The organism is Ruegeria sp. AB9 (assembly GCF_056542585.1).
On sequence record NZ_JBQGAA010000024.1, the window covers coordinates 12,747 to 32,491 of the forward strand.

Below are 19,745 nucleotides of genomic sequence, written 5' to 3' on the forward strand. Positions count from 1 at the left end.
GTCAATAATAAATAAGAGTGATTTATTTATTGACTCAATATTCGAATCTGGTGATGGTTTCATATGGGTTCGGGTTATTTTCGCCTGATCGCCCTCGTGCCCTCTTGGGCATAGGAAAAACTGGGAGGATTACTGATGAAACTTGCGAAACTTGCGGGCGCGTCTGCGCTGGCAGTTACTGCCATGGCCGGTAGTGCAATGGCAGAAGGCGAAACCGTTTGCCTGATCACCAAAACAGATACCAACCCATTCTTTGTCAAAATGAAGGAAGGCGCGACAGCGAAAGCTGAAGAGCTTGGAATGACGTTGAAAGCCTTTGCTGGCAAAGTCGACGGCGACCACGAGACACAAGTGCAGGCTATTGAGACCTGCATTCTGGACGGCGCCAAAGGCATTCTACTGACAGCCTCGGACACATCATCCATTGTCCCAGCAGTTAAACAGGCGCGGGACGCAGGAGTTCTGGTTATCGCTCTGGATACGCCGCTTGAGCCAATTGACTCGGCCGATGCGACATTTGCAACGGACAATTTCCTTGCCGGACTTTTGATTGGACAGTGGGCCAAGGCCACTCTGGGCGACGCAGCCAATGATGCGAAAATCGCCACTCTGGACTTGGCGGTCAGCCAGCCCACAGTGGATGTGCTGCGCAATCAGGGCTTCCTGCAAGGTTTCGGCGTGGATCTGGCTGATCCGAATGTGATCGGCGATGAAGAAGATCCCCGTCTGGTCGGCAGTGATGTCACCGCCGGCAACGAAGAAGGCGGCCGCCGCGCGATGGAGAACCTTCTGGCCAAGGACCCGACGATCAACGTTGTTCACACCATCAACGAACCGGCGGCGGCAGGCGCTTACGAGGCGCTGAAAGCCATCGGGCGTGAAAATGACGTATTGATCGTTTCCGTCGACGGTGGTTGCCCGGGTGTCCAGAACGTCGCTGACGGCGTTATCGGCGCGACATCACAGCAATACCCGTTGTTGATGGCTTCGCTGGGGGTAGAGGCCGTCAAAAAGTGGGCGGACGAAGGCGTGAAGCCTGACAATACTCCAGGTAAGGATTTCTTTGACACCGGCGTGGCACTCGTTACGGACAAGGCCGCTGATGGCGTCGAGTCAATCTCGGTCAAAGATGGCATGGACCTCTGCTGGGGTTAAGCTGAACGCGTGAAAGGCCGCAAAGCGGCCTTTCACCTATCAAACCACTCACACGCCCGAAAATTTGCTAAAGTCGTCAGTAGCCTGACGCTTTGGGGGAACGTTTATGTCCGATACTTCACGACAGTCAGACAATTTCGAAGCCGCCGCAAATGGCAGTCCGGAACAGGTCGCCGAGTTTGACGATCACCAACGCGGATTTGTCGGAACAATTCAGCATTTTCTACATGTAAACCCTTCTCTGGTGCCATTGATCGTTCTTGTGGCTGCCATCGTCATTTTCGGTGCCTTGTTAGGGTCCAAGTTTTTCTCACCATTTGCGCTGACCCTGATCCTTCAGCAGGTTCAGATTGTCGGAATCGTCGCGGCCGCGCAAAGCCTGGTGATCCTGACCGCCGGTATCGATCTGAGCGTCGGAGCGATCATGGTGATGTCATCGGTCGTCATGGGTCAGTTTACCTTCCGGTATGGGTTGCCACCGTCGATCGCCATCGTTTGCGGTCTTGTTGTGGGTACCGCCATCGGCGCGGTAAACGGTTTCCTCGTCAGCCGCATCAAGCTGCCACCTTTCATCGTGACGCTTGGCATGTGGCAAATCATTCTCGCTGCAAATTTCCTATATTCGCAGAATGAAACCATCCGGTCGCAGGATATCGAGGAACATGCTAGCATCCTGCAACTTTTCGGGGCCAAATTTAACGTGGGTGGCGCTGTGTTCACCGTCGGCGTGATCTTCATGCTGGTGCTGATCCTCGGACTTGCCTACGCGCTGCGCCATACCGCTTGGGGACGGCATGTTTACGCAGTTGGTGATGACCCGGAAGCCGCCGAATTGTCCGGCGTCAACGTGCACCGAACGCTGATGTCCGTTTACATGTTGTCCGGGTTGATCTGCGCATTTGCAGGCTGGGCATTGATTGGCCGGATCGGGTCGGTATCTCCTACTTCAGGGCAATTGGCCAATATTGAAAGCATAACAGCGGTTGTGATCGGGGGTATTTCCCTGTTCGGGGGCCGCGGGTCCATTCTTGGCTCGTTGTTCGGAGCGTTGATCGTTGGCGTTTTTACGCTTGGACTTCGGTTGCTGGGCGCGGACGCACAATGGACCTTCCTGTTGATCGGGATCCTTATCATCGCAGCGGTCGCGGTCGACCAGTGGATCAGAAAGGTGGCGGGCTGATGGAACCTATTCTCAAAGGACGCAACCTTGTTAAGCGCTATGGCAAGGTAACTGCGCTGGATCAGTGTGACTTCGATCTGATGCCGGGTGAAATTCTGGCCGTGATCGGCGACAATGGCGCAGGAAAGTCGACGCTGATCAAAGCGGTGTCAGGCGCGGTGGCGCCAGATGAAGGCGAAGTCTGGCTGGAAGGTCAAAAGGTGAATTTTCATTCCCCGATTGATGCGCGCGAAGCAGGTATTGAAACTGTTTACCAGACGCTAGCCATGTCCCCTGCCCTCTCAATTGCGGACAACATGTTCATGGGCCGCGAAATTCGGCGCAAAGGGCCGCTGGGATCGTGGTTCCGAATGCTCGACCGCCCGGCCATGGAGAAGTTCGCCCGAGACAAGCTGAGCGAGTTGGGCCTGATGACGATCCAGAACATTAACCAGGCTGTCGAAACTCTTTCCGGGGGTCAGCGTCAGGGCGTCGCCGTGGCGCGAGCCGCGGCGTTCGGATCAAAGGTCATAATCCTTGATGAACCAACGGCGGCACTGGGTGTGAAAGAAAGCCGTCGGGTCCTTGAACTGATCCTGGACGTGAAATCACGCGGCATTCCGATCATTCTTATCAGTCACAACATGCCGCATGTATTTGAGGTTGCCGATCGGATCCACGTGCATCGGCTTGGCAGACGTCTCTGCGTTGTTGACCCCAAAGACTACACGATGTCCGACGCTGTGGCATTCATGACCGGCGCCAAGGAACCACCCACTGAGGATCAAGCCGCGTGACAGGTGTGCCTACGACCCCTGAGGCGCTTGCAGACAGGATCGCGGATGCTGTCCAGGCTTTACCACCGTCGCAAGACCGCCATCTCGTCGCGATTGCCGGGCCACCGGGGTCAGGGAAAACGACTGTGGCCAGCCTTGCAACAACAGAGCTCAATCGGCGCGGCATCACAACCGGCCTGGTTTCCATGGACGGCTTCCACTACGACAACGCAATTTTGAAAGCTCGCGACCTAATGAGTCGCAAAGGGTCCCCCGAAACCTTTGACCTTGCCGGATTTCACGCATTGCTTGATCGTTTGCGCAAGGAAGGCGAAGTTGCAGTACCCGAGTTTGACCGAAACCTCGATCTGGCTATCGCTGCGCGGTCTATGATCACGCCGGATGAGAGAGTTGTTCTGGTTGAAGGCAATTATCTTCTGTTAAAGGAACCGGGCTGGTCGGAACTTCACCAACTTTGGGCGTTCAAAGTGTTTCTGGGCACTGACCTGACGACACTTGAAACCCGCCTGACCAACAGATGGATCGGATACGGTTTGAGCAGCAGTGCCGCAAAGGACCGGGCGTATTCCAACGATCTGCCGAATGCAGAACGCGTGATCGGGAATTCGGTATCCGGTGACTTAACTCTGACTTAAGTTCTGCTACCAACTGATTAAAAAACAATTTCGGTTTTTGAAACGTGAAAGGTCAGATTTGGTATACCGGTGGAGCAAGGCCAGCCTGAAACCACTTCACGAACGACACGATTGAAAACACCGGCAACCCGGTCGCCCGCTGAATATCCGGCGCGTAGGGACACATATTTGTGCATTCCAAAACAATCGCTCCAAGATCGGGGTTTTCAGAGGTCAAGGCAATTGCCGCCTCTATATTGTCTTCCCGTGCCATCTGAACGTTCAGACTCAACTCGTTACCAAGAATTGCCCGGGTGAACTCGCGCCCACCCTCGGTCGTGCCGATTGGCGTATCCAAGGGGACATTGGCAGCCTGCAGATGATCACCGGTCAACGTGGATGCCGAAATGGTCAGGATTCCGGCACGTTTTCCGGCGGGAAGGATACGATTTACCATTTCGACCTGCATCAAGGACGAGGTAACGACGGGAACCGGAACAGACTCCGCCAGTTCTTTTTGGAACAGGGACAGGAACCCGCAATTGGTTGTTATTCCGTCCGCGCCGTCTTTGACCAGTTCCTGCGCGGCGTCGATAAAAACCTCAAGCATCCCTTCGGCCCGGCGCCGAACCACCTTGTCGGGCGAGGCATCCCGGACAATGCGATACAGCACCGGAAACGGCCAGGTCTGCGCATTACCCATGTCGCCAGGTATCCTTGGGAACCGGGCGTCGAGCATGAGAATACCAACAGATGCGCCGAAGATGGATTTCCCGCCTTGCACAATCATCCCTGTGCCTCCTCGATAATACGGGTCGAGATATCTTCGGACCCTTCCATGAAGATACTCGATATCCCGTGACGCACAGCGTCCTGAACCTGATCCATGCGCTTGGTGATATGAGCACCCAGAACACGCGCCGCCTCATCCGCATCCCGGTCCATCAAAGCCTGCATGACCCGTTTATGTTCGTCCTTTGATCGATGCACCCGGTCCATGCTCATGGAAATCCATCGGATATAGCGGATACGCTCATTGATCCGCGTCAGAGATTGCAACAACTCCATGTTTCCCGACAGCTTAGCGATCCCCAGATGGAAGGCTTCATCCCGGGTCACCGCTTCTTTGACGGTCAAGCCAGTGATGTCGATGCCCGTTGCGTAAAGTTCACCCTGCAGCGTCTGCAGGTCTTCATCCGTCGCTTTGGCGCAGGCCGCACGGGCCGCGGCAGTTTCAATGATCTGGCGCAGCTCGAACAGGTCAAACACGCTTTGTGCATCCAATGGCCGACAGAAAAACCCTTGTCCGGGGCGGAAATCAAACAGCCGTTCCGCAACCAGGCGATTCAGCGCTTCGCGCAACGGCGTACGACTGACGCCCAGATCCTTGGACAACGCCACCTCGTTCAGTCGATCACCCGGGCGCAGTCGGAACGAAACCGCCATCGCTTTGACCTGATCGTAGATGTCGTCGACGCGTGGACCCGCCATAAACCCTGCCCTTCTACCGTTGATCCACAGGTGCCACACACAATTCTTGAAATCAATATACAAAACTGTATACAGCTCTGTGTGCAGATATGAATCGAAGGAATCGCAGACCATGACAGGGACGAACTATTTGACCGGAGCCGAGGCAATGGTGCGCATGCTCGAGGCGCATGGCGTCACCCATATGTTTGGTCTGTGCGGTGACACCACCTTGCCCTTTTATGATGCGCTCGCCCGAATGGATCACGGCATCCAGCACATTCTGACACGCGACGAACGGCACGCGGCCTATATGGCAGATGGCTATGCCCGCGTCACAGGTAAGCCCGGCGTTTGCGAAGGCCCGTCCGGCGGTGGGGCGACCTACATCCTGCCGGGCGTGATCGAAGCCAACGAAAGCTCGGTTCCGATACTGGCAATCACGTCGGATGTGGCAACGACAAGCCGTGGAAAGTACCCTTTGACCGAACTGGATCAACCTGCATTGTTCAAACCGTTGGCCAAATGGAATGCGTCTTTGGACGACGCGACCCGGCTTCCGGCCATGGTACGTGCCGCTTTCCGGGCGATGACAACGGGAACACCAGGTGCAACGCATCTGGCACTGCCGTTTGACACTCAGAAGGCCCAGGTCGATGAAGCAGAAATCTGGGCGGACAACAGACATCGCAGTTATCCCGCCGAACGGGCCGCTCCTGATCCGGATGCGATTGAAGCAGCGGCAGCCATTCTTGCACAGGCCAAATCCGCCGTCGCTGTATGTGGGGGCGGCCCGGTCCTGTCAGGCGCAACAGATGCGCTGCGCCGGGTGGCTGGATTGTTGGACATGCCGGTTGCCACGACGGTTTCGGGACAAGGCTCCATTGCCGAAATCGACCCGCTGGCTTTGGGCGTTGTGGGGTCGAACGGAGGCATCCCCGCAACCCGTGCCGTCGTAGATCAGGCTGATGTTGTCCTGTTTATTGGTTGCCGCGCAGGTTCGGTCACAACTGAGCGTTGGAGAAGCCCCGGCCGTAACACCACGATCCTCCACATCGACAGCGACCCCATGGTGATCGGCGCAAACTATCAGACCGAAGTGGCGATCTGCGCTGACGCCCGCCTCGCACTTGAGGCGCTGGCACAAGCGCTGGAAGATCGGCAAGAGCTGACCGGTCAAGGCGGAGCAGTCAAAGCCCGCGCTGCGTGGGAAGCCAAAATGGAGGCGTTTGCCCCATTGGCCGCGAGTAGGGAAACACCGGTCCGGCCAGAGGCTGTCATGGCGTCCCTGATGGACATTCTGGATGACGATGCGATTGTGGTCGCCGATCCCGGCACCCCCTGCCCCTATTTCAGTGCGCATTACCGCTGGCGGAGACCGGGGCGGCATTTCATCACAAACCGGGCGCATGGCGCGTTGGGGTATTCCCTGGGTGCGGCAATGGGTGCACACGTTGGGAGGCCGTCGGTCAAGACCCTTGCTGTTATGGGCGATGGCTCTTTTGGGTTCACCTGTGGTGAGTTTGAGACAATGGTCCGGCACAAGATGCCGATCACCTCGATCGTGTTCTCGAACTCGGTCTTCGGCTGGATCAAGGCGGGCCAGAATGCGGGCTTTGATCAACGGTATTACAATGTCGATTTCAACCGGACGGACCACGCGGCTGTCGCGGCAGCCTTTGGTGTAAAGTCATGGACGGTCAAAGACCCTGCAGATTTACCAAAGGTACTGAAGCAAGCCATTGAACACGACGGCCCCACACTGGTCGACATTCATTCGCAACAGCTTCACAAGGCAGCAGCACCCGTGTCGGAGTGGGTCGCGTAAGAGGCTATTGACGGTGTCAACTGAGCGAGAAACTCCTGCGCAATTGTTGACAAAGGGCGGCCCTTGGCCGTGATGATCGCGAGATCCAGCATCACGGACGGCCGGAATGGGCGGGTTTGATACCCGCTCTCACCATCGAACGTCACGGTAAAGGGATCGATCATCGCGACCCCCATGCCCTGTTTGACAAAGCTCAGCAGGTTCTCGGACAGATGCGTGTGGATCTGCGTCCGCCACGTGTGTCCGAATGCCTGAAATATGTCACGTGTTCGCCGGTGGGTCTGATGTTCCGGACCCATGACAATGAAGGGTTCGTTTTCCAATATTTCCGGTGTCAGAACGTCGTACTCAGCCAAAGAGCTGTCTTCAGGAAAAGTCGCCAGTGTTTCGAATTGAAATACCTGATAGTTCAGCGTGTCGTGCAGAATCGGCATCTCGACTATGCCGATTTCAAACAGGCCAGAAATCACCCATTCCTGAATCTTCGACGAATACTGCGACTGAAAGCTGACGGACAGGTTCGGGCGGCTTTTGGCAAAACGTGCAATCTCGCGCGGCATAAAGCCGAAAGACAAAAGATGTGGCGCGGCAACCTGCAACTGACCGGGATGTTTGTTCTGCAGATCCGTCACCGCCTGCGCCACGTGGTCAAGACCGCGCACTACCGTGTCAACTTCGCGGTACAATAGTTCAGCTTCCGGCGTGGGCAGCAAACGGCCCTTGTTGCGCTCAAACAAAGGCAATCTCGCTTCGCGTTCCAGCTGTGCCAGAAGGTTACTGATGCCTGGCTGCGAAATACCGAGAACCGAAGCCGCGCCGGTCACGGTCCCGGTTTCTATGATCGCATGAAAGGCTTGAAGCTGGCGGAAGCGTAAAGACATCGGCAATAGTATCATTTTTTCTGATGAACTCTCGAAGATATAGTATTTGAAATGATATGCCCGTCAAGGCAGGCTTCCGCTCATCTACGGGGGGCGGAATGAGCGATCTGGCACAAAAAATCATCGGCTACGACCTTTGGCACCTGAAGCTGCCGGTCACGTCCCGCCGGGATCACGGTATAGGGTCCGTTGAAGGCGTTTGCGAAGTCGTTATCCTGCGACTGACATCCGAGGATGGTACGCAAGGATTTGGCGAAGCGTCACCGTGGTCAGTGTTCACCGGCACTCCGGAAGCGACTTTCGCGGCGTTGGACCGTTACTTGCGACCCGTTGTTCTTGGGGCGAGCGTGAGCGACCGGTCAGCCATTATGGCGCGCGCGGCCTATGCCGTTGCACATTGCACCGAGGCCAAGGCCGCACTGGAAACCGCTCTGCTGGACCTGGCTGGCCGGATCAGCGGGATCCCGGTCTGGTCTTTGTTGGGCGGTCGCTGCCGCGACACCATTCCGCTGAGTTGCTCAATCGCCAACCCGGACTTTTCGCAGGACATAGACCTGTTGGCGCGGTTGCGTGACGATGGCGTCCGGATTGTCAAACTCAAGACCGGGTTCAAGGATCACGCCTTCGACATCATGAGGCTGGAATACCTTGCACAGAACTGCCCTGAATTCTCGGTCCGCGTGGACTATAATCAAGGGCTGAGCATCGAGGAGGCTCCGGCACAGGTGCGCGACGTGGCTCAGTTCATTCCCGATTTCATCGAACAGCCGGTTCGGGCCCATCACTTCGGCATGATGGCGAAGCTACGGCAGATGACCGATATTCCCCTTCTCGCCGACGAGAGCGTCTTTGGCCCCGAAGATATGGAACGCGCGGCACGTGAAGGCATATGTGACGGCGTTTCAGTGAAAATCATGAAGACCGGTGGGCCGACACGCGGTCAGACGGTTGCCCGCATCGCGGCTGCGCATGGTCTGACGGCTTATGGCGGGGACATGTTTGAGGCTGGCTTGGCCCATCTTGCAGGTACCCATATGATTGCCGCGACACCAGAGATCACACTGGGCTGCGAGTTTTATCAGGCGTCCTATTTCCTGAAAGAGGACATTCTGGAAGAATCCTTCCAGGTCCGGGGCGGACAGGTCTGCGTGCCTCAAAGCCCGGGGCTTGGGGGAAGACCCGAACTGGCCAAGCTGAACCATTATGCCGTGGCCAAGGCGGTTTCAGAATGAGTGACAAGAAAACCATAGCCATCATAGGCGCCGGAATAATCGGTGTTTCGGCAGCGGTCTGGCTGCAACGCGATGGGCATGACGTGATCCTGTTCGACAAAGCCGGACCGGGCGAAGGCACATCTCATGGCAATGGCGGCGTGTTGGCGTCTTGTTCCATCATACCTGTGACGGTTCCCGGGTTACTTGGAAAAGCGCCAAGAATGTTGCTGAGCTCTTCACAGCCGCTGTTTTTAAAGTGGGGATATTTGCCGAAGCTGATCCCATGGCTCCGGCAATATCTAAGCCACGCAAACGCTGCGGACGTTGAACGGATTGCAGCCGCCCTGACACCGATCGTTGGGGACAGCCTGAATGATCACCAGGCTCTGGCAGCAGGCACCGGTGCCGAGAAATGGATCGCGCCGAGCGACTATTTGTTTCTCTATGAAAACCGGGCTCATTTCGAAGGAGACGCGTTGGGCTGGGATATCCGACGGAAGAACGGCTTTGAGTGGGAAGAGCTGGAGGGCAAGGCTTTCCACGAATACGACCCCGTGTTCAGCCCGGATATCGGATTCGCCGCCAAGCTTTCCAACCACGGTCATATCACCGATCCCGGACGGTACGTGAAAGACCTTGCTGCCCATGTTGAAGCCAACGGAGGCCGGATTATCCGCGCCAATGTCCAGGACGTCACCCGCGAAAACGGCCGCGTCACCGGCGTGCGTGCCGATGGTGAGACCATCGACTGTGACACGGCCATTGTAACGGCAGGCGTCTGGTCGGGACCGTTGGCGAAACGATTGGGGGTTTCGGTTCCTCTTGAAAGCGAACGCGGTTATCATCTTGAATTGGTGGAACCTTCTGCCAAGCCGCGCAGCCCTGTCATGGTCGCATCGGGTAAGTTTGTTGCCACGCCTATGGAAGGGCGCATACGCTTGGCAGGTATTGTAGAGTTCGGAGGGCTGGAGGCACCGCCGTCAAAAGCACCATTTGAATTGATGCGCAGAAATGCCCGGGCGGCTTTTCCGGGCATAACATGGAAGGAGGAAGTGGAATGGATGGGGCACAGGCCGGCCCCGGCCGACTCGATCCCGATCATTGGCGACGTGCCCGATATCAAAGGGGCCTACATGGGCTTTGGGCACCATCACATTGGCCTGACAGGCGGGCCAAAGACCGGGCGCCTTCTGGCACAGATGATCGCAGGCAGAACCCCAAACGCGGATATGAGCGTCTACGCGCCGTCGCGCTATACAACTTAAGAGCCATAAGAACAGGCCGATGAAGAACATCGGCGCATCAAAACTCGATAGGGAGAATACTATGAAAAAACTGACAAACCTTCTGGCGGCAACCGCCTTGACCACCGCCGCGGCAGCACCAGCCATGGCCGAAAAATGGGACATGCCGATGGCTTATTCGGCGTCGAACTTCCACTCGGCCACAGGCGCGGAGTTTGCAAAATGCGTGACGACCGGAACTGGCGGTGAGATCGAAATCGTTACGCACCCGTCCGGCTCGCTGTTCAAAGGTGCCGATATCAAACGTGCGATCCAGACTGGTCAAGCCCCGATTGGTGAGCGTCTTCTGTCTGGTCACCAAAACGAAAACGCACTTTTCGGGTTCGATTCAATCCCGTTCCTGGCCACTTCGTTCGACGACAGCAGCAAGCTTTGGGAGGCCGCCAAACCATCTATCGAAAACCTGCTGGCTGAGCAGAATCTGACGCTGCTGTATGCTGTGCCGTGGCCACCTCAGGGCCTGTACTTCAAGGATGAAGTGACTTCTGTCGCTGATATGAAAGGCATCAAATTCCGCTCGTACAACAACGCCACGTCGCGTTTAGCTGAATTGACCGGAATGCTGCCCGTGACCATCGAAGCTGCGGAAATCAGCCAAGCGTTTGCCACGGGTGTTGCAGACTCGATGATTTCTTCGGGTTCGACCGGCTACGACCGCAAGGTTTGGGAAAGTCTGAATTACTTCTATGAGGTCGATGCCTGGCTCCCGCGCAACTACGTAATGGTAAACTCGGACGTCTGGTCGGGCGTTTCCGACGCCAACAAGAACGTCATCAAAGGGTGCGCCGAGTTGGCCGAGTATGCCGGGAACTGGCGTGCTAAAGAGTATACCGGTTTTACTTTGCAGGGTTTGCGTGATGGCGGTATGTCCGTTGGCCCGGCATCGGACCAGATGGTGCAGGAACTGAAAGAGATCGGCGTGACCATGACCAATGAGTGGCTGGAAGCCGCTGGTGATGAAGGCAAAGCCATCGTCGACGCGTTCAACTCGTCTCAGTAATCCTTTCGGGGCGGGCGGTGGCACAATCCGCCGCCCGTTTCACATCCAATGAAATCATAGCGGGGACAGCATGGCGGTTTTGCGAGGGCTACGGTCCGTACTCGACTTCATTTATCTGGCGGCAGGGGTTCTGGCGGCCCTCAGCCTGATTGCCATTCTTTTGCTGATTGTCGTGCAGATGCTGGCCCGCTGGACCGGTGAAGTGTTTCCCGGAGCGCCTGACTATGCCGGTTACGCAATGGCAGCTGCATCCTTTTTGGCCTTTGCCAATGCGTTGAACCGGGGCAGCCACATTCGGGTTTCGATCCTTCTGAACGCGGTCCCGGACGGCGTGCGGCGTGTACTTGAAGTCTGGTGTTTCGCCATCGGTACTGCCGTCATGTGGTATTTTTGCTGGTATGCTTATCGCTTTGTCTATTGGAGCTGGAAGTTCAACGACATTAGCCAGGGTCAGGACAGAACGGCCCTCTGGATTCCCCAATCAGCTATGTTGATCGGTGCCGTGATCCTGGCCATCGCCCTGACTGATCACCTGATTCATGTGCTGTTCCGCGGCGACCATCGCATTGTCCGCGACTTGGCCGACCAGAGCCACGGAGAATAAGAGCATGGAAAACCTGTCTGTCATCATCCTCTTCCTCTTTGTTCTTTTCACCTTGCTGGGCACCGGCGTCTGGGTCGGACTGGCCCTGATGGGCGTCGCCTGGGTCGGGATGGAGCTGTTCACGACCCGGCCCGTGGGTGATGTGATGATCACCACCATCTGGTCGGCATCGTCCTCGTGGACCCTGACTGCACTGCCCATGTTCATCTGGATGGGCGAGATCCTGTACCGAACACGATTGTCCGAAGACATGTTCAAAGGACTATCGCCCTGGATGGCCCCCCTGCCCGGAGGTTTGGTGCATACGAATATTGTGGGCTGCACGGTCTTTGCTGCTGTCTCAGGGTCGTCGGCGGCAACTCTGACCACGGTTGGCAAGATGTCGATCCCCGAGCTGCGCAAGCGCAACTACCCTGAACGGATGATCATCGGTACTCTGACCGGCGCGGCCACTCTGGGGCTGATGATCCCGCCGTCGCTGACCCTGATCGTGTACGGGGTGACCATCAATGAATCAATCACCAAGCTGTTCTTTGCCGGTATCTTACCCGGCCTTGTGCTTGCCGCCATGTTCATGGGCTATGTCGCGATTTATTCCAAGTTAGGCAAAGACTGGAATCCGAACAGCGAAGGCAAGCTGAGTTTTGCTGAGAAAGTCAGGAATTCCCGCTTTCTGTTGCCTGTGATTCTGCTGATTACGGTCGTTATCGGCTCAATGTATCTGGGCTACGCCACAGCGACCGAGGCTGCTGCTTTCGGGGTAATCGGCGGACTGTTGCTGGCAGCAGGCCAGGGGTCGCTGAATTGGAAGACCTTTACCGAAAGCCTAATGGGTGCCACGCGCACCAGCGCTATGATCGCCCTGATCCTTGCTGGCGCGGCGTTCCTTTCGCTGTCGATGGGCTTTACCGGCCTGCCACGTGGGCTGGCTGACTTGATCGCTGGATGGGAACTGACCCGTTTTGAACTGCTGATGGTTCTGCTGGTGTTCTACATCATTCTGGGCTGTTTTCTGGACGGGATTTCCTCGGTTGTGCTGACCATGGCCGTGGTGGAACCGATGATCCGCGACGCCGGTATCGATCTGATCTGGTTTGGAATCTTCATCGTGGTCGTCGTTGAAATGGCGCAGATCACACCACCGATCGGGTTCAACCTGTTCGTGATGCAAGGTATGACCAACCATGAGATGAGCTATATTGCACGCGCCGCGATCCCGATGTTCCTGATCATGGTACTGATGGTCTTTATCCTCATTTGGTTCCCCGATCTCGCAACCTGGCTGCCAGAGAATTTGCGTCAGAGCCCGGGCGGGTAACAGGGGCTTGAACCCGCTCCATCTGGCGGCCCGTCATGGCCCCCATGTTCTGATTGCCGGGTTGGCGGCAGGTCTTCTGCTGCCGGCTCTGGCGGAGCCCATGCGAAATCTGCTGCCGCCATTGGTCGTGCTGCTGTTGTTCGTCACCGTCTTGAGAATGGATCCTGATACCATTCTTGGGTCATTGGGCGATCTGCATAAAGTTGCATTCACAGTCGTCGGGTTTCAGTTTCTGATGCCGTTGATCATTCTCGTCATCGGCTTTGCGGGTGGATGGACGGGAACGCCGGTGCTTCTGTCCCTGTTGATCATGGCGGCCGCGCCCTCGATTTCAGGCAGTCCCAACATGTGTCTGATGATGGGTTATCGCCCCGAACATGCGATGCGACTGATGGTGGTCGGGACTGCCCTGTTGCCACTGACAGCGTTTCCCGTTTTCCTGCTCATGCCCGAACTGGGCGACATTCAATCCGTGTTGTTGGCCGGGTTGCAGCTTCTGTTGACGATACTCTGCGCAACCGGCGCGGCCATTTTTGTTCGGCGGGTTTGGTTGCGTTCACCGTCCCAATCTACCTTGTTGAATCTGGAAGGGTTGGGCACAATCACTTTGGCCATATTTGTCATCGGCCTGATGCCCTCCGTCAGCGCCACAGCCCTGAAAAATCCGGCAATCGCGGCCTTCTGGATTGTGCTCGCCTGTTTAGCCAATTTCGGTGCCCAGATTTTCACGTTCCGCCTGATCCGAGACAGGTTACCTGCTGCCAGAGCGACTGCTGTCTCCCTAATCGCCGGAAACCGAAACATCGCGATTTTCTTTGTGGCCCTGCCGCCCGAAGTCACTGCACCCATCATGGCGTTTATTGGGGCGTATCAAATCCCGATGTACATAACACCATTGGTCATGCGGCATCTGTATAAAAGACAAGACATACCCGAGTAGCTTCGGAACACGTCTTCTAATTGCCTTATTTCTTAGTCCCATGGCGGCGTTGGGTCGATGCCGCACCTCAAGATTTGGGGGCGAAAGGGCGTTTTGCGAAATCGAAAAGAATGCTGTCACTATTGACAGTTAATTACATTCCCCCTATTTGCTGTCAAAGGTGACAGTCAAGGAGACATCATGCCGACCAGAAATTTTATAATCGCGTCTGTTGTGGCCCTGGCTTCGACCTACAGTGCATCCGCACAAACTCTCACTGCAACGGTGAAAGACGTGCGAAACGCAAAGGGTGACTTGATCATTGCCGTGTTCGACAAGGCAAAATCATTTGAAGCCATGGACATGACAAACGCTGCAGCGCTGGCTTCCGTCCCTGCTGTCAAAGGACAGGTTTCGGTTACCTTTCACAATCTTCCGCTGGGCACCTACGCGATTGCCGCAATTCACGACGAAAACAGAAACAGCGACCTGGATGCCGAAAACGAAGTTCCAACAGAAGGGTACGGCTTTGCAGCTATGGGGCGAAGTGGCCTACCACCAAAGTTCAGGGATGCCGCTGTCACAGTCGGTCCCGGCGCAACCAGCAATCTGAAACTCAAATACTGGAAATAACATGAGCGGGCGTCCTTCAAATCGTGATGAGCGTTACGAACAGGTTATGCAGGCTCTGGTCAGATGTGTCGCAAGATATGGTCTCGATGGTGCATCACTTTCTCAGATAGCCAAAGAAGCGGGCCTGACGCGACCTCTGATCCGGCATCATCTGGGCAATCGGGATGAGTTGATCACCACTTTGCAAGATTATGTTCTGCAAAACTTTTCGGAACAGTCTGATGCGCTCATCGCGGCCCTGCCCTCCTCTGGCAAATCGGAAAGCCTGATCGATATGCTGTTTTCGGACATGAACCAAACGCCTCCGGATATGGTGCTTGCCTTTGCGGCGCTCACTGCACGGGCCGTAGAGGATGGACCACTTCGCCAGGCATGCCGTGAGGCCCTGCTTTCCTTTGAAACCGCGGTGGCTGCGATTTTGCGTGCAGATTTTCCAAAGGTGGAGGACGCAAGAGTCAACATAGTCGCGCACGGCATAGCGGCCCTCTATTTCAATGCAACGTCGCTGGCCCCGCTTGAAATGCCGGGCGTCTGGAAAACGCAGGCCGAACAGGCCGCCCGCGCGCTGTTCCAAAGCCTGGAGCAAGCGACATGACACGTAAGCGACTGCTGAACTACATCACCTTCGCGGCACTCATGAGTACGACGGCACTGGGATATCAGGCCTTATGGGGCCTTCTGTTCATGTATTGGACAATTCCAAACTTCTATTCCGGTCACGCCTTGTTGCTATCCGACGTAACCCGTGATGAAGACCCTGTCCTGTTTTGGCTGATCCAGTTTGCCTGGATAACGCTCGGCCTGTCGATGATCGCTATCGACTTTCTACCCCCGACATTTTGAACAAACCTTCACGAGAGGCTCAAATGAAACCCATGCTGCATCTTTTGCCTGTCGAGGCTTACACAAGCCAGGATTGGTTTGATCGTGAAATGCGTGAGATATTTTCAAAAACCTGGCGCTATGCCGGCTTTATGGAAGACGTAAGCGAACCGGGCCAATTCATCACCGTACAGGCCGGGCTTAACAACATATTTGTAATCATGGGCCGCGACCGTCGCCTGCGCGCGTTTCACAACATCTGTCGTCATCGTGGCACGCAACTGATCCGAGCCGTTGGTAAAACCCAAAAGGCCCTGACCTGCCCCTATCATGACTGGACATACGATCTGGAGGGCAACCTGATTTCGGTTCCGGATGAACATGAGGAATTTGGCAAGGTCGACAAATCCTGCCTTGGCCTGAAACCCGCCAAAGTCGATATCTGGAAGTCGATGATTTTCGTCCATCCAGACCCCGATGCACCTTCTATCGCAGAGTGGTTCGGCCCGGTTGAACCCCATGTCGGCCCGCATGTGCCCGAAGAGCTTGTCGAATACGAAGACCTGAACAACAGCTATGAGATCAAGGCTAACTGGAAGGTCGTTGTCGAGAATTACATCGACGTTTACCATCTGAGTCATCTGCATTCGAATACACTGCAGATGTATGACCACAAAGCCGCGGAATTCCACTGGGAAGGACCCCATTACATGTTTTGGGAGCCGCCGGTTGCCGAGTTCCTAGAAAATCAGGAAAATAAACTGACCGCACCACGCGTCGTACCCAAAGATATGAATGGCGCCTGGGTCCCAATGTTGTTCCCGGGTATCGGATTGGCCGCGTCGGAAGACGGTTGGAATATCTTCATCATTGAACCTCTTGGCCCGGAACTGACACGGGTTCACAATCGCGGACGGGTGTCGAACAGTTCGGAATGGGAATTCGCCAAACAGTCGATGAGATCGTCCTCGTTCTGGTCCAGTTTTGGAATAAGCGGAAAATACAAAGCCAATGACGCAATGAGCGAAGATGACCCGATGGTCGCAGGCGACTTTACCGGGGAAGACATCTATGCCTGCGAGCAACAGCAAAAATCGCTTCAATCGCCCTATTTTGAAACGGGTCCGGCGGCCGGCGGCGAAAGCCCCGTTATCAAGCATCAGAAAGTTGTTCTTGAATGGTTGGGGGAAGATAAATGAGCCCTCGTGACTTTCATTCGTTGCGTGTTAGTGAAATCAGAAACGAGCCGGACGGCATGGCCAAGACAGTCATGTTCGAAGTGCCCGATGGTGTGAAAAGCACATTCGCGTGGAGGCCGGGCCAACATTTGTCCGTTCGCTTCAAGATTGAGGGCGAAGAACACCGGCGAAGCTATTCAATTTCCAGCTCACCCTTCTCTGGCGCCCCGCTTCGCATCACCGTCAAACGGGTCAAAGATGGTCTTGTCAGCAATTTCATCAACGACACCGTTCGGGAAGGTCAATCCATTGACGTCAAGCCTCCTTTTGGAAGCTTCTGCCTCGATCCCTGGGAAACGGCGCGGCGAACCCATTACTTCTTTGGAGCAGGCTCCGGCATCACTCCGCTTTTTGCGATGGTGAAGTCTGTCTTGACTGCTGAACCGCATTCCGTCGTGCATCTGATCTATGGCAACAAGAATGAGCAAAGCATCCTATTGCAGGATGAACTGACCGCGCTTGAGAAAACTTATCCTGAGCGTTTTACAACCTGCCACGTTTTTTCAAAGCCAGGTTGGTGGTCCAGCGCTGAGTACTGGCGGCAAGGAACAATCGACACGGCGGCGATTGAGGCGTTCATCACCGAATACCCCCCCTACGCTCAGGACGCCCAATACTATGTCTGTGGCCCGGGTGACATGAACCAGACTGTCAAATCGGCTTTGATGTCCATCGATGTACCAGCGAACCGTATCCACATGGAAAGCTATGGTGCGTCGCAGAATCTGGACACAGGCGTCGAAGGTGTGGATGCTACCGCCGAGCTGACGCTGGGCGGCGCCAAACACGTCGTTTCAATTTCCAAGGGGCAGACCGTTCTGCAAGCGGCGCAAACAGCTGGGTTGAAGCCGCCATTTTCCTGCCAATCCGGGGTATGCGGCGCGTGCCGGGCCAAGTTGACCGCAGGCACTGTTCATATGCAAGCTCGAGTGGCGCTGGAAGATCAGGACATCGAAAACGGGGAAATCCTGACCTGTCAGTCTTTGCCAACGACGGGAAATCTGGCGATCAATTATGACCAGATGCGTCGATGAAGAACCGCATGTGAACCTGAGGCGGACAGTTACGCCCCGCCTTAGGCATAACTTCGGTTCAGATCATGCGTCCGGTGCGCAATCGCGGATGACGAAGTGCTTGGTCGTCTCTTCCACGACTTCCCAATAGCCGCGAAAGCCGTTGGGAATCATAAAACTGGCCCCGGTACGAAAGTCCTGACGCGTGCCATCTTCATGGATCAGGGCGCAGTGACCTTTGACGATATAGCAATATTCGTCTTTGTCCGTGAACGCGTGCCACTTACCCGGCGTCGATATCCACGTACCCGCTGACAGTTTTCCGTCCGGGCTGGTGAAGTGCATTCCGATCTTGTGATGCGGATCACCCTCGACAACGCGATCAGGAAGATCGGCCAGACGCCTTTCGCTGCGCGTAGCCGGGTCATCAAAGAGATTGAGAACCTGTGTCGTCATGAGGTCATGCCCTCCTGCTGATAGTGTGTTGCAAAACGGCGCGACTGGCCAGCGGTCGGTCACGCACTGAGATTTAGTTTTCCGCCATTCTTCAATGGAACAGATAAACGCCCGCCAATACGAGAGCAGCAATAAAGACAGTCTCGGCCACGATCAAAATGATGGCCTGCCCACCAACATCCAGAATACGCTTGAGCGACGTTTTCATCCCCACCGCAGCAATCGACACCAGCAGCGCCCATCGGCTGAGGTCGGCCATAGCCGACGAGACGACTTCCGGAATCAGACCCATTGAATTCAGGACGGCAAAGATCAGAAAGCCGACAACAAACATCGGCAGAATGGGCGGGCGTTTGCCGTCTTCTTCGCTGAATTCGGCATGGCGGCGGACAAGAAATGAGATGACCAGAACCACGGGCGCCAGCATGGCGACGCGGATCAGCTTGACCAATGTGGCAACCTCACCGGTTTGATCCGAAACCGAGAACCCTGCCCCAACAACCTGCGCAACATCGTGGATCGTCCCGCCCAGGAAAACACCTGAAACCTCGTCGTTGAACTCGAAAGTTTCAGTAAGGATCGGGTAGGCGATCATCGCTATTGTCGACAAAACAGTGACCGACAATACCGTGAATACCAGGTTACGTTCAGAATGCTCGTTCTTTGGCAGAATGGCAGACAAGGCCATCGCTGCAGACGCGCCGCATATTGCAACTGAACCACCGGTCAGCACCCCAAAGCGCCAGCCACGACCCAACAGGCGCGCGCCCAGAAGGCCAAACAGAATCGTGAGGATCACACCGGCAATCACGACCGCAATCAGATCCGCACCAAGGCTCATCATCAGTTCAACCGAAATACGCGCCCCAAGCAGGGCCACACCAAAACGAAGAACCGTTCGTGCCGTAAACTCGATCCCGGCCTTGCAGTCGCCTGCGTCGTCTTCGGCCAGAAAATGGAACGCAATGCCCAGCAGCAAAGCCATCAGCATGGCCGGAGCGCCATAATGCTCGGACAAGAACTTCGCCGCAACGGCAACAACCACAGAAACAAGGAATCCGTGACCGTTCAAACGAACGAAAGACCGTGCCCGAAGCCACGGTGAATTGGATGCATTCAACGCTTGCATCTTACTTCCTTTGTAAAACTTGAACTGCCTTTTGGGCAAAGCCTGCCACCACCCCGGCCATGTCCGGCCCGGGTGGCGGCGTGGTCGGATTAAACCTCAGCTTGCGCCTGCATGTCGTTTGCGGAGACGCCCGCGACAGCGACGGGTTTTTTCATAGCGTCGCGGCGGAAGGGTTCGCCGAGTTCCTGGTT

At 55.7% G+C, this 19,745-nt stretch carries 21 protein-coding genes; 16 read left to right on the top strand and 5 right to left on the bottom strand.

What is annotated here, in order from left to right; translation table 11 throughout:
- The first annotated feature begins 135 nt into the window (after positions 1 to 135).
- The 4 genes from ACR0K5_RS23775 (at position 136) to ACR0K5_RS23790 (ending at position 3,746) form a co-directional block, all read left to right on the top strand.
- Positions 136 to 1,155, top strand: coding sequence for a substrate-binding domain-containing protein (locus tag ACR0K5_RS23775; RefSeq protein ID WP_480632013.1), 1,020 nt, complete (start codon positions 136 to 138; stop codon positions 1,153 to 1,155).
- A 106-nt stretch (positions 1,156 to 1,261) separates the two neighbouring features.
- Complete coding sequence (locus ACR0K5_RS23780; protein WP_480632014.1) at positions 1,262 to 2,335, top strand: ABC transporter permease; 1,074 nt, start codon at positions 1,262 to 1,264, stop codon at positions 2,333 to 2,335.
- The gene (locus ACR0K5_RS23785) at positions 2,335 to 3,111 is read left to right on the top strand and encodes an ATP-binding cassette domain-containing protein (RefSeq protein WP_480632015.1); all 777 of its coding nucleotides are present in this window, start codon (positions 2,335 to 2,337) and stop codon (positions 3,109 to 3,111) included. The genes ACR0K5_RS23780 and ACR0K5_RS23785 overlap by 1 nt, the downstream gene beginning before the upstream one ends.
- Entirely contained in the window at positions 3,108 to 3,746 is a 639-nt protein-coding gene (locus ACR0K5_RS23790; RefSeq protein WP_480632016.1) for a nucleoside/nucleotide kinase family protein, read from the top strand. Before ACR0K5_RS23785 ends, ACR0K5_RS23790 begins: the two co-directional genes overlap by 4 nt.
- A 52-nt stretch (positions 3,747 to 3,798) precedes the next feature.
- Here the strand turns inward: ACR0K5_RS23790 and ACR0K5_RS23795 are convergent, their stop codons facing one another.
- Together ACR0K5_RS23795 and ACR0K5_RS23800 are read right to left on the bottom strand one after the other, a co-directional pair.
- Positions 3,799 to 4,515: an aspartate/glutamate racemase family protein gene (locus tag ACR0K5_RS23795; protein WP_480632017.1), complete on the bottom strand. Its 717-nt coding sequence runs from the start codon at positions 4,513 to 4,515 to the stop codon at positions 3,799 to 3,801.
- Entirely contained in the window at positions 4,512 to 5,216 is a 705-nt protein-coding gene (locus ACR0K5_RS23800; RefSeq protein ID WP_480632018.1) for a GntR family transcriptional regulator, read from the bottom strand. The genes ACR0K5_RS23795 and ACR0K5_RS23800 overlap by 4 nt, the downstream gene beginning before the upstream one ends.
- 112 nt (positions 5,217 to 5,328) lie before the next feature.
- Between ACR0K5_RS23800 and ACR0K5_RS23805 the strand changes: the two genes are divergently transcribed.
- Entirely contained in the window at positions 5,329 to 7,023 is a 1,695-nt protein-coding gene (locus tag ACR0K5_RS23805) for a thiamine pyrophosphate-binding protein (RefSeq protein WP_480632019.1), read from the top strand.
- On the opposite strand, the gene ACR0K5_RS23810 is transcribed toward ACR0K5_RS23805, so the two are convergent.
- Positions 6,984 to 7,904, bottom strand: a complete 921-nt coding sequence (locus ACR0K5_RS23810) for a LysR family transcriptional regulator (protein ID WP_480632020.1) — start codon at positions 7,902 to 7,904, stop codon at positions 6,984 to 6,986. The genes ACR0K5_RS23805 and ACR0K5_RS23810 overlap by 40 nt on opposite strands.
- Before the next feature lie 98 nt (positions 7,905 to 8,002).
- Between ACR0K5_RS23810 and ACR0K5_RS23815 the strand changes: the two genes are divergently transcribed.
- From ACR0K5_RS23815 to ACR0K5_RS23865, 11 genes are all read left to right on the top strand, one after another.
- Positions 8,003 to 9,136: an enolase C-terminal domain-like protein gene (locus tag ACR0K5_RS23815; protein WP_480632021.1), complete on the top strand. Its 1,134-nt coding sequence runs from the start codon at positions 8,003 to 8,005 to the stop codon at positions 9,134 to 9,136.
- The gene (locus ACR0K5_RS23820; protein ID WP_480632022.1) at positions 9,133 to 10,383 is read left to right on the top strand and encodes an NAD(P)/FAD-dependent oxidoreductase; all 1,251 of its coding nucleotides are present in this window, start codon (positions 9,133 to 9,135) and stop codon (positions 10,381 to 10,383) included. Before ACR0K5_RS23815 ends, ACR0K5_RS23820 begins: the two co-directional genes overlap by 4 nt.
- A gap of 61 nt (positions 10,384 to 10,444) precedes the next feature.
- On the top strand, positions 10,445 to 11,422 hold the full coding sequence (locus ACR0K5_RS23825) for a TRAP transporter substrate-binding protein (protein ID WP_480632023.1): 978 nt from the start codon (positions 10,445 to 10,447) through the stop codon (positions 11,420 to 11,422).
- A 70-nt stretch (positions 11,423 to 11,492) separates the two neighbouring features.
- Positions 11,493 to 12,026, top strand: a complete 534-nt coding sequence (locus ACR0K5_RS23830) for a TRAP transporter small permease (RefSeq protein WP_480632024.1) — start codon at positions 11,493 to 11,495, stop codon at positions 12,024 to 12,026.
- 4 nt (positions 12,027 to 12,030) lie between these two features.
- The gene (locus tag ACR0K5_RS23835; protein WP_480632025.1) at positions 12,031 to 13,344 is read left to right on the top strand and encodes a TRAP transporter large permease; all 1,314 of its coding nucleotides are present in this window, start codon (positions 12,031 to 12,033) and stop codon (positions 13,342 to 13,344) included.
- 7 nt (positions 13,345 to 13,351) lie between these two features.
- The gene (locus ACR0K5_RS23840; protein WP_480632026.1) at positions 13,352 to 14,284 is read left to right on the top strand and encodes a hypothetical protein; all 933 of its coding nucleotides are present in this window, start codon (positions 13,352 to 13,354) and stop codon (positions 14,282 to 14,284) included.
- A 180-nt stretch (positions 14,285 to 14,464) separates the two neighbouring features.
- Complete coding sequence (locus ACR0K5_RS23845; RefSeq protein WP_480632027.1) at positions 14,465 to 14,896, top strand: DUF2141 domain-containing protein; 432 nt, start codon at positions 14,465 to 14,467, stop codon at positions 14,894 to 14,896.
- 1 nt (position 14,897) lies between these two features.
- Entirely contained in the window at positions 14,898 to 15,491 is a 594-nt protein-coding gene (locus ACR0K5_RS23850) for a TetR/AcrR family transcriptional regulator (protein ID WP_480632028.1), read from the top strand.
- Positions 15,488 to 15,739 (top strand): hypothetical protein, encoded by a 252-nt coding sequence (locus ACR0K5_RS23855; RefSeq protein ID WP_480632029.1) that lies wholly within the window; start codon positions 15,488 to 15,490, stop codon positions 15,737 to 15,739. Before ACR0K5_RS23850 ends, ACR0K5_RS23855 begins: the two co-directional genes overlap by 4 nt.
- Positions 15,740 to 15,771: 32 nt before the next feature.
- Positions 15,772 to 16,917: an aromatic ring-hydroxylating oxygenase subunit alpha gene (locus tag ACR0K5_RS23860; RefSeq protein WP_480632030.1), complete on the top strand. Its 1,146-nt coding sequence runs from the start codon at positions 15,772 to 15,774 to the stop codon at positions 16,915 to 16,917.
- A complete protein-coding gene (locus ACR0K5_RS23865; protein WP_480632031.1) occupies positions 16,914 to 17,990 on the top strand; it encodes a 2Fe-2S iron-sulfur cluster-binding protein in 1,077 nt (358 codons plus the stop codon). Before ACR0K5_RS23860 ends, ACR0K5_RS23865 begins: the two co-directional genes overlap by 4 nt.
- Positions 17,991 to 18,053: 63 nt before the next feature.
- On the opposite strand, the gene ACR0K5_RS23870 is transcribed toward ACR0K5_RS23865, so the two are convergent.
- Positions 18,054 to 18,425 (bottom strand): cupin domain-containing protein, encoded by a 372-nt coding sequence (locus tag ACR0K5_RS23870; protein WP_480632032.1) that lies wholly within the window; start codon positions 18,423 to 18,425, stop codon positions 18,054 to 18,056.
- Positions 18,426 to 18,516: 91 nt separating this feature from the next.
- A complete protein-coding gene (locus ACR0K5_RS23875) occupies positions 18,517 to 19,554 on the bottom strand; it encodes a YeiH family protein (RefSeq protein ID WP_480632033.1) in 1,038 nt (345 codons plus the stop codon).
- Positions 19,555 to 19,745: the final 191 nt, after the last annotated feature.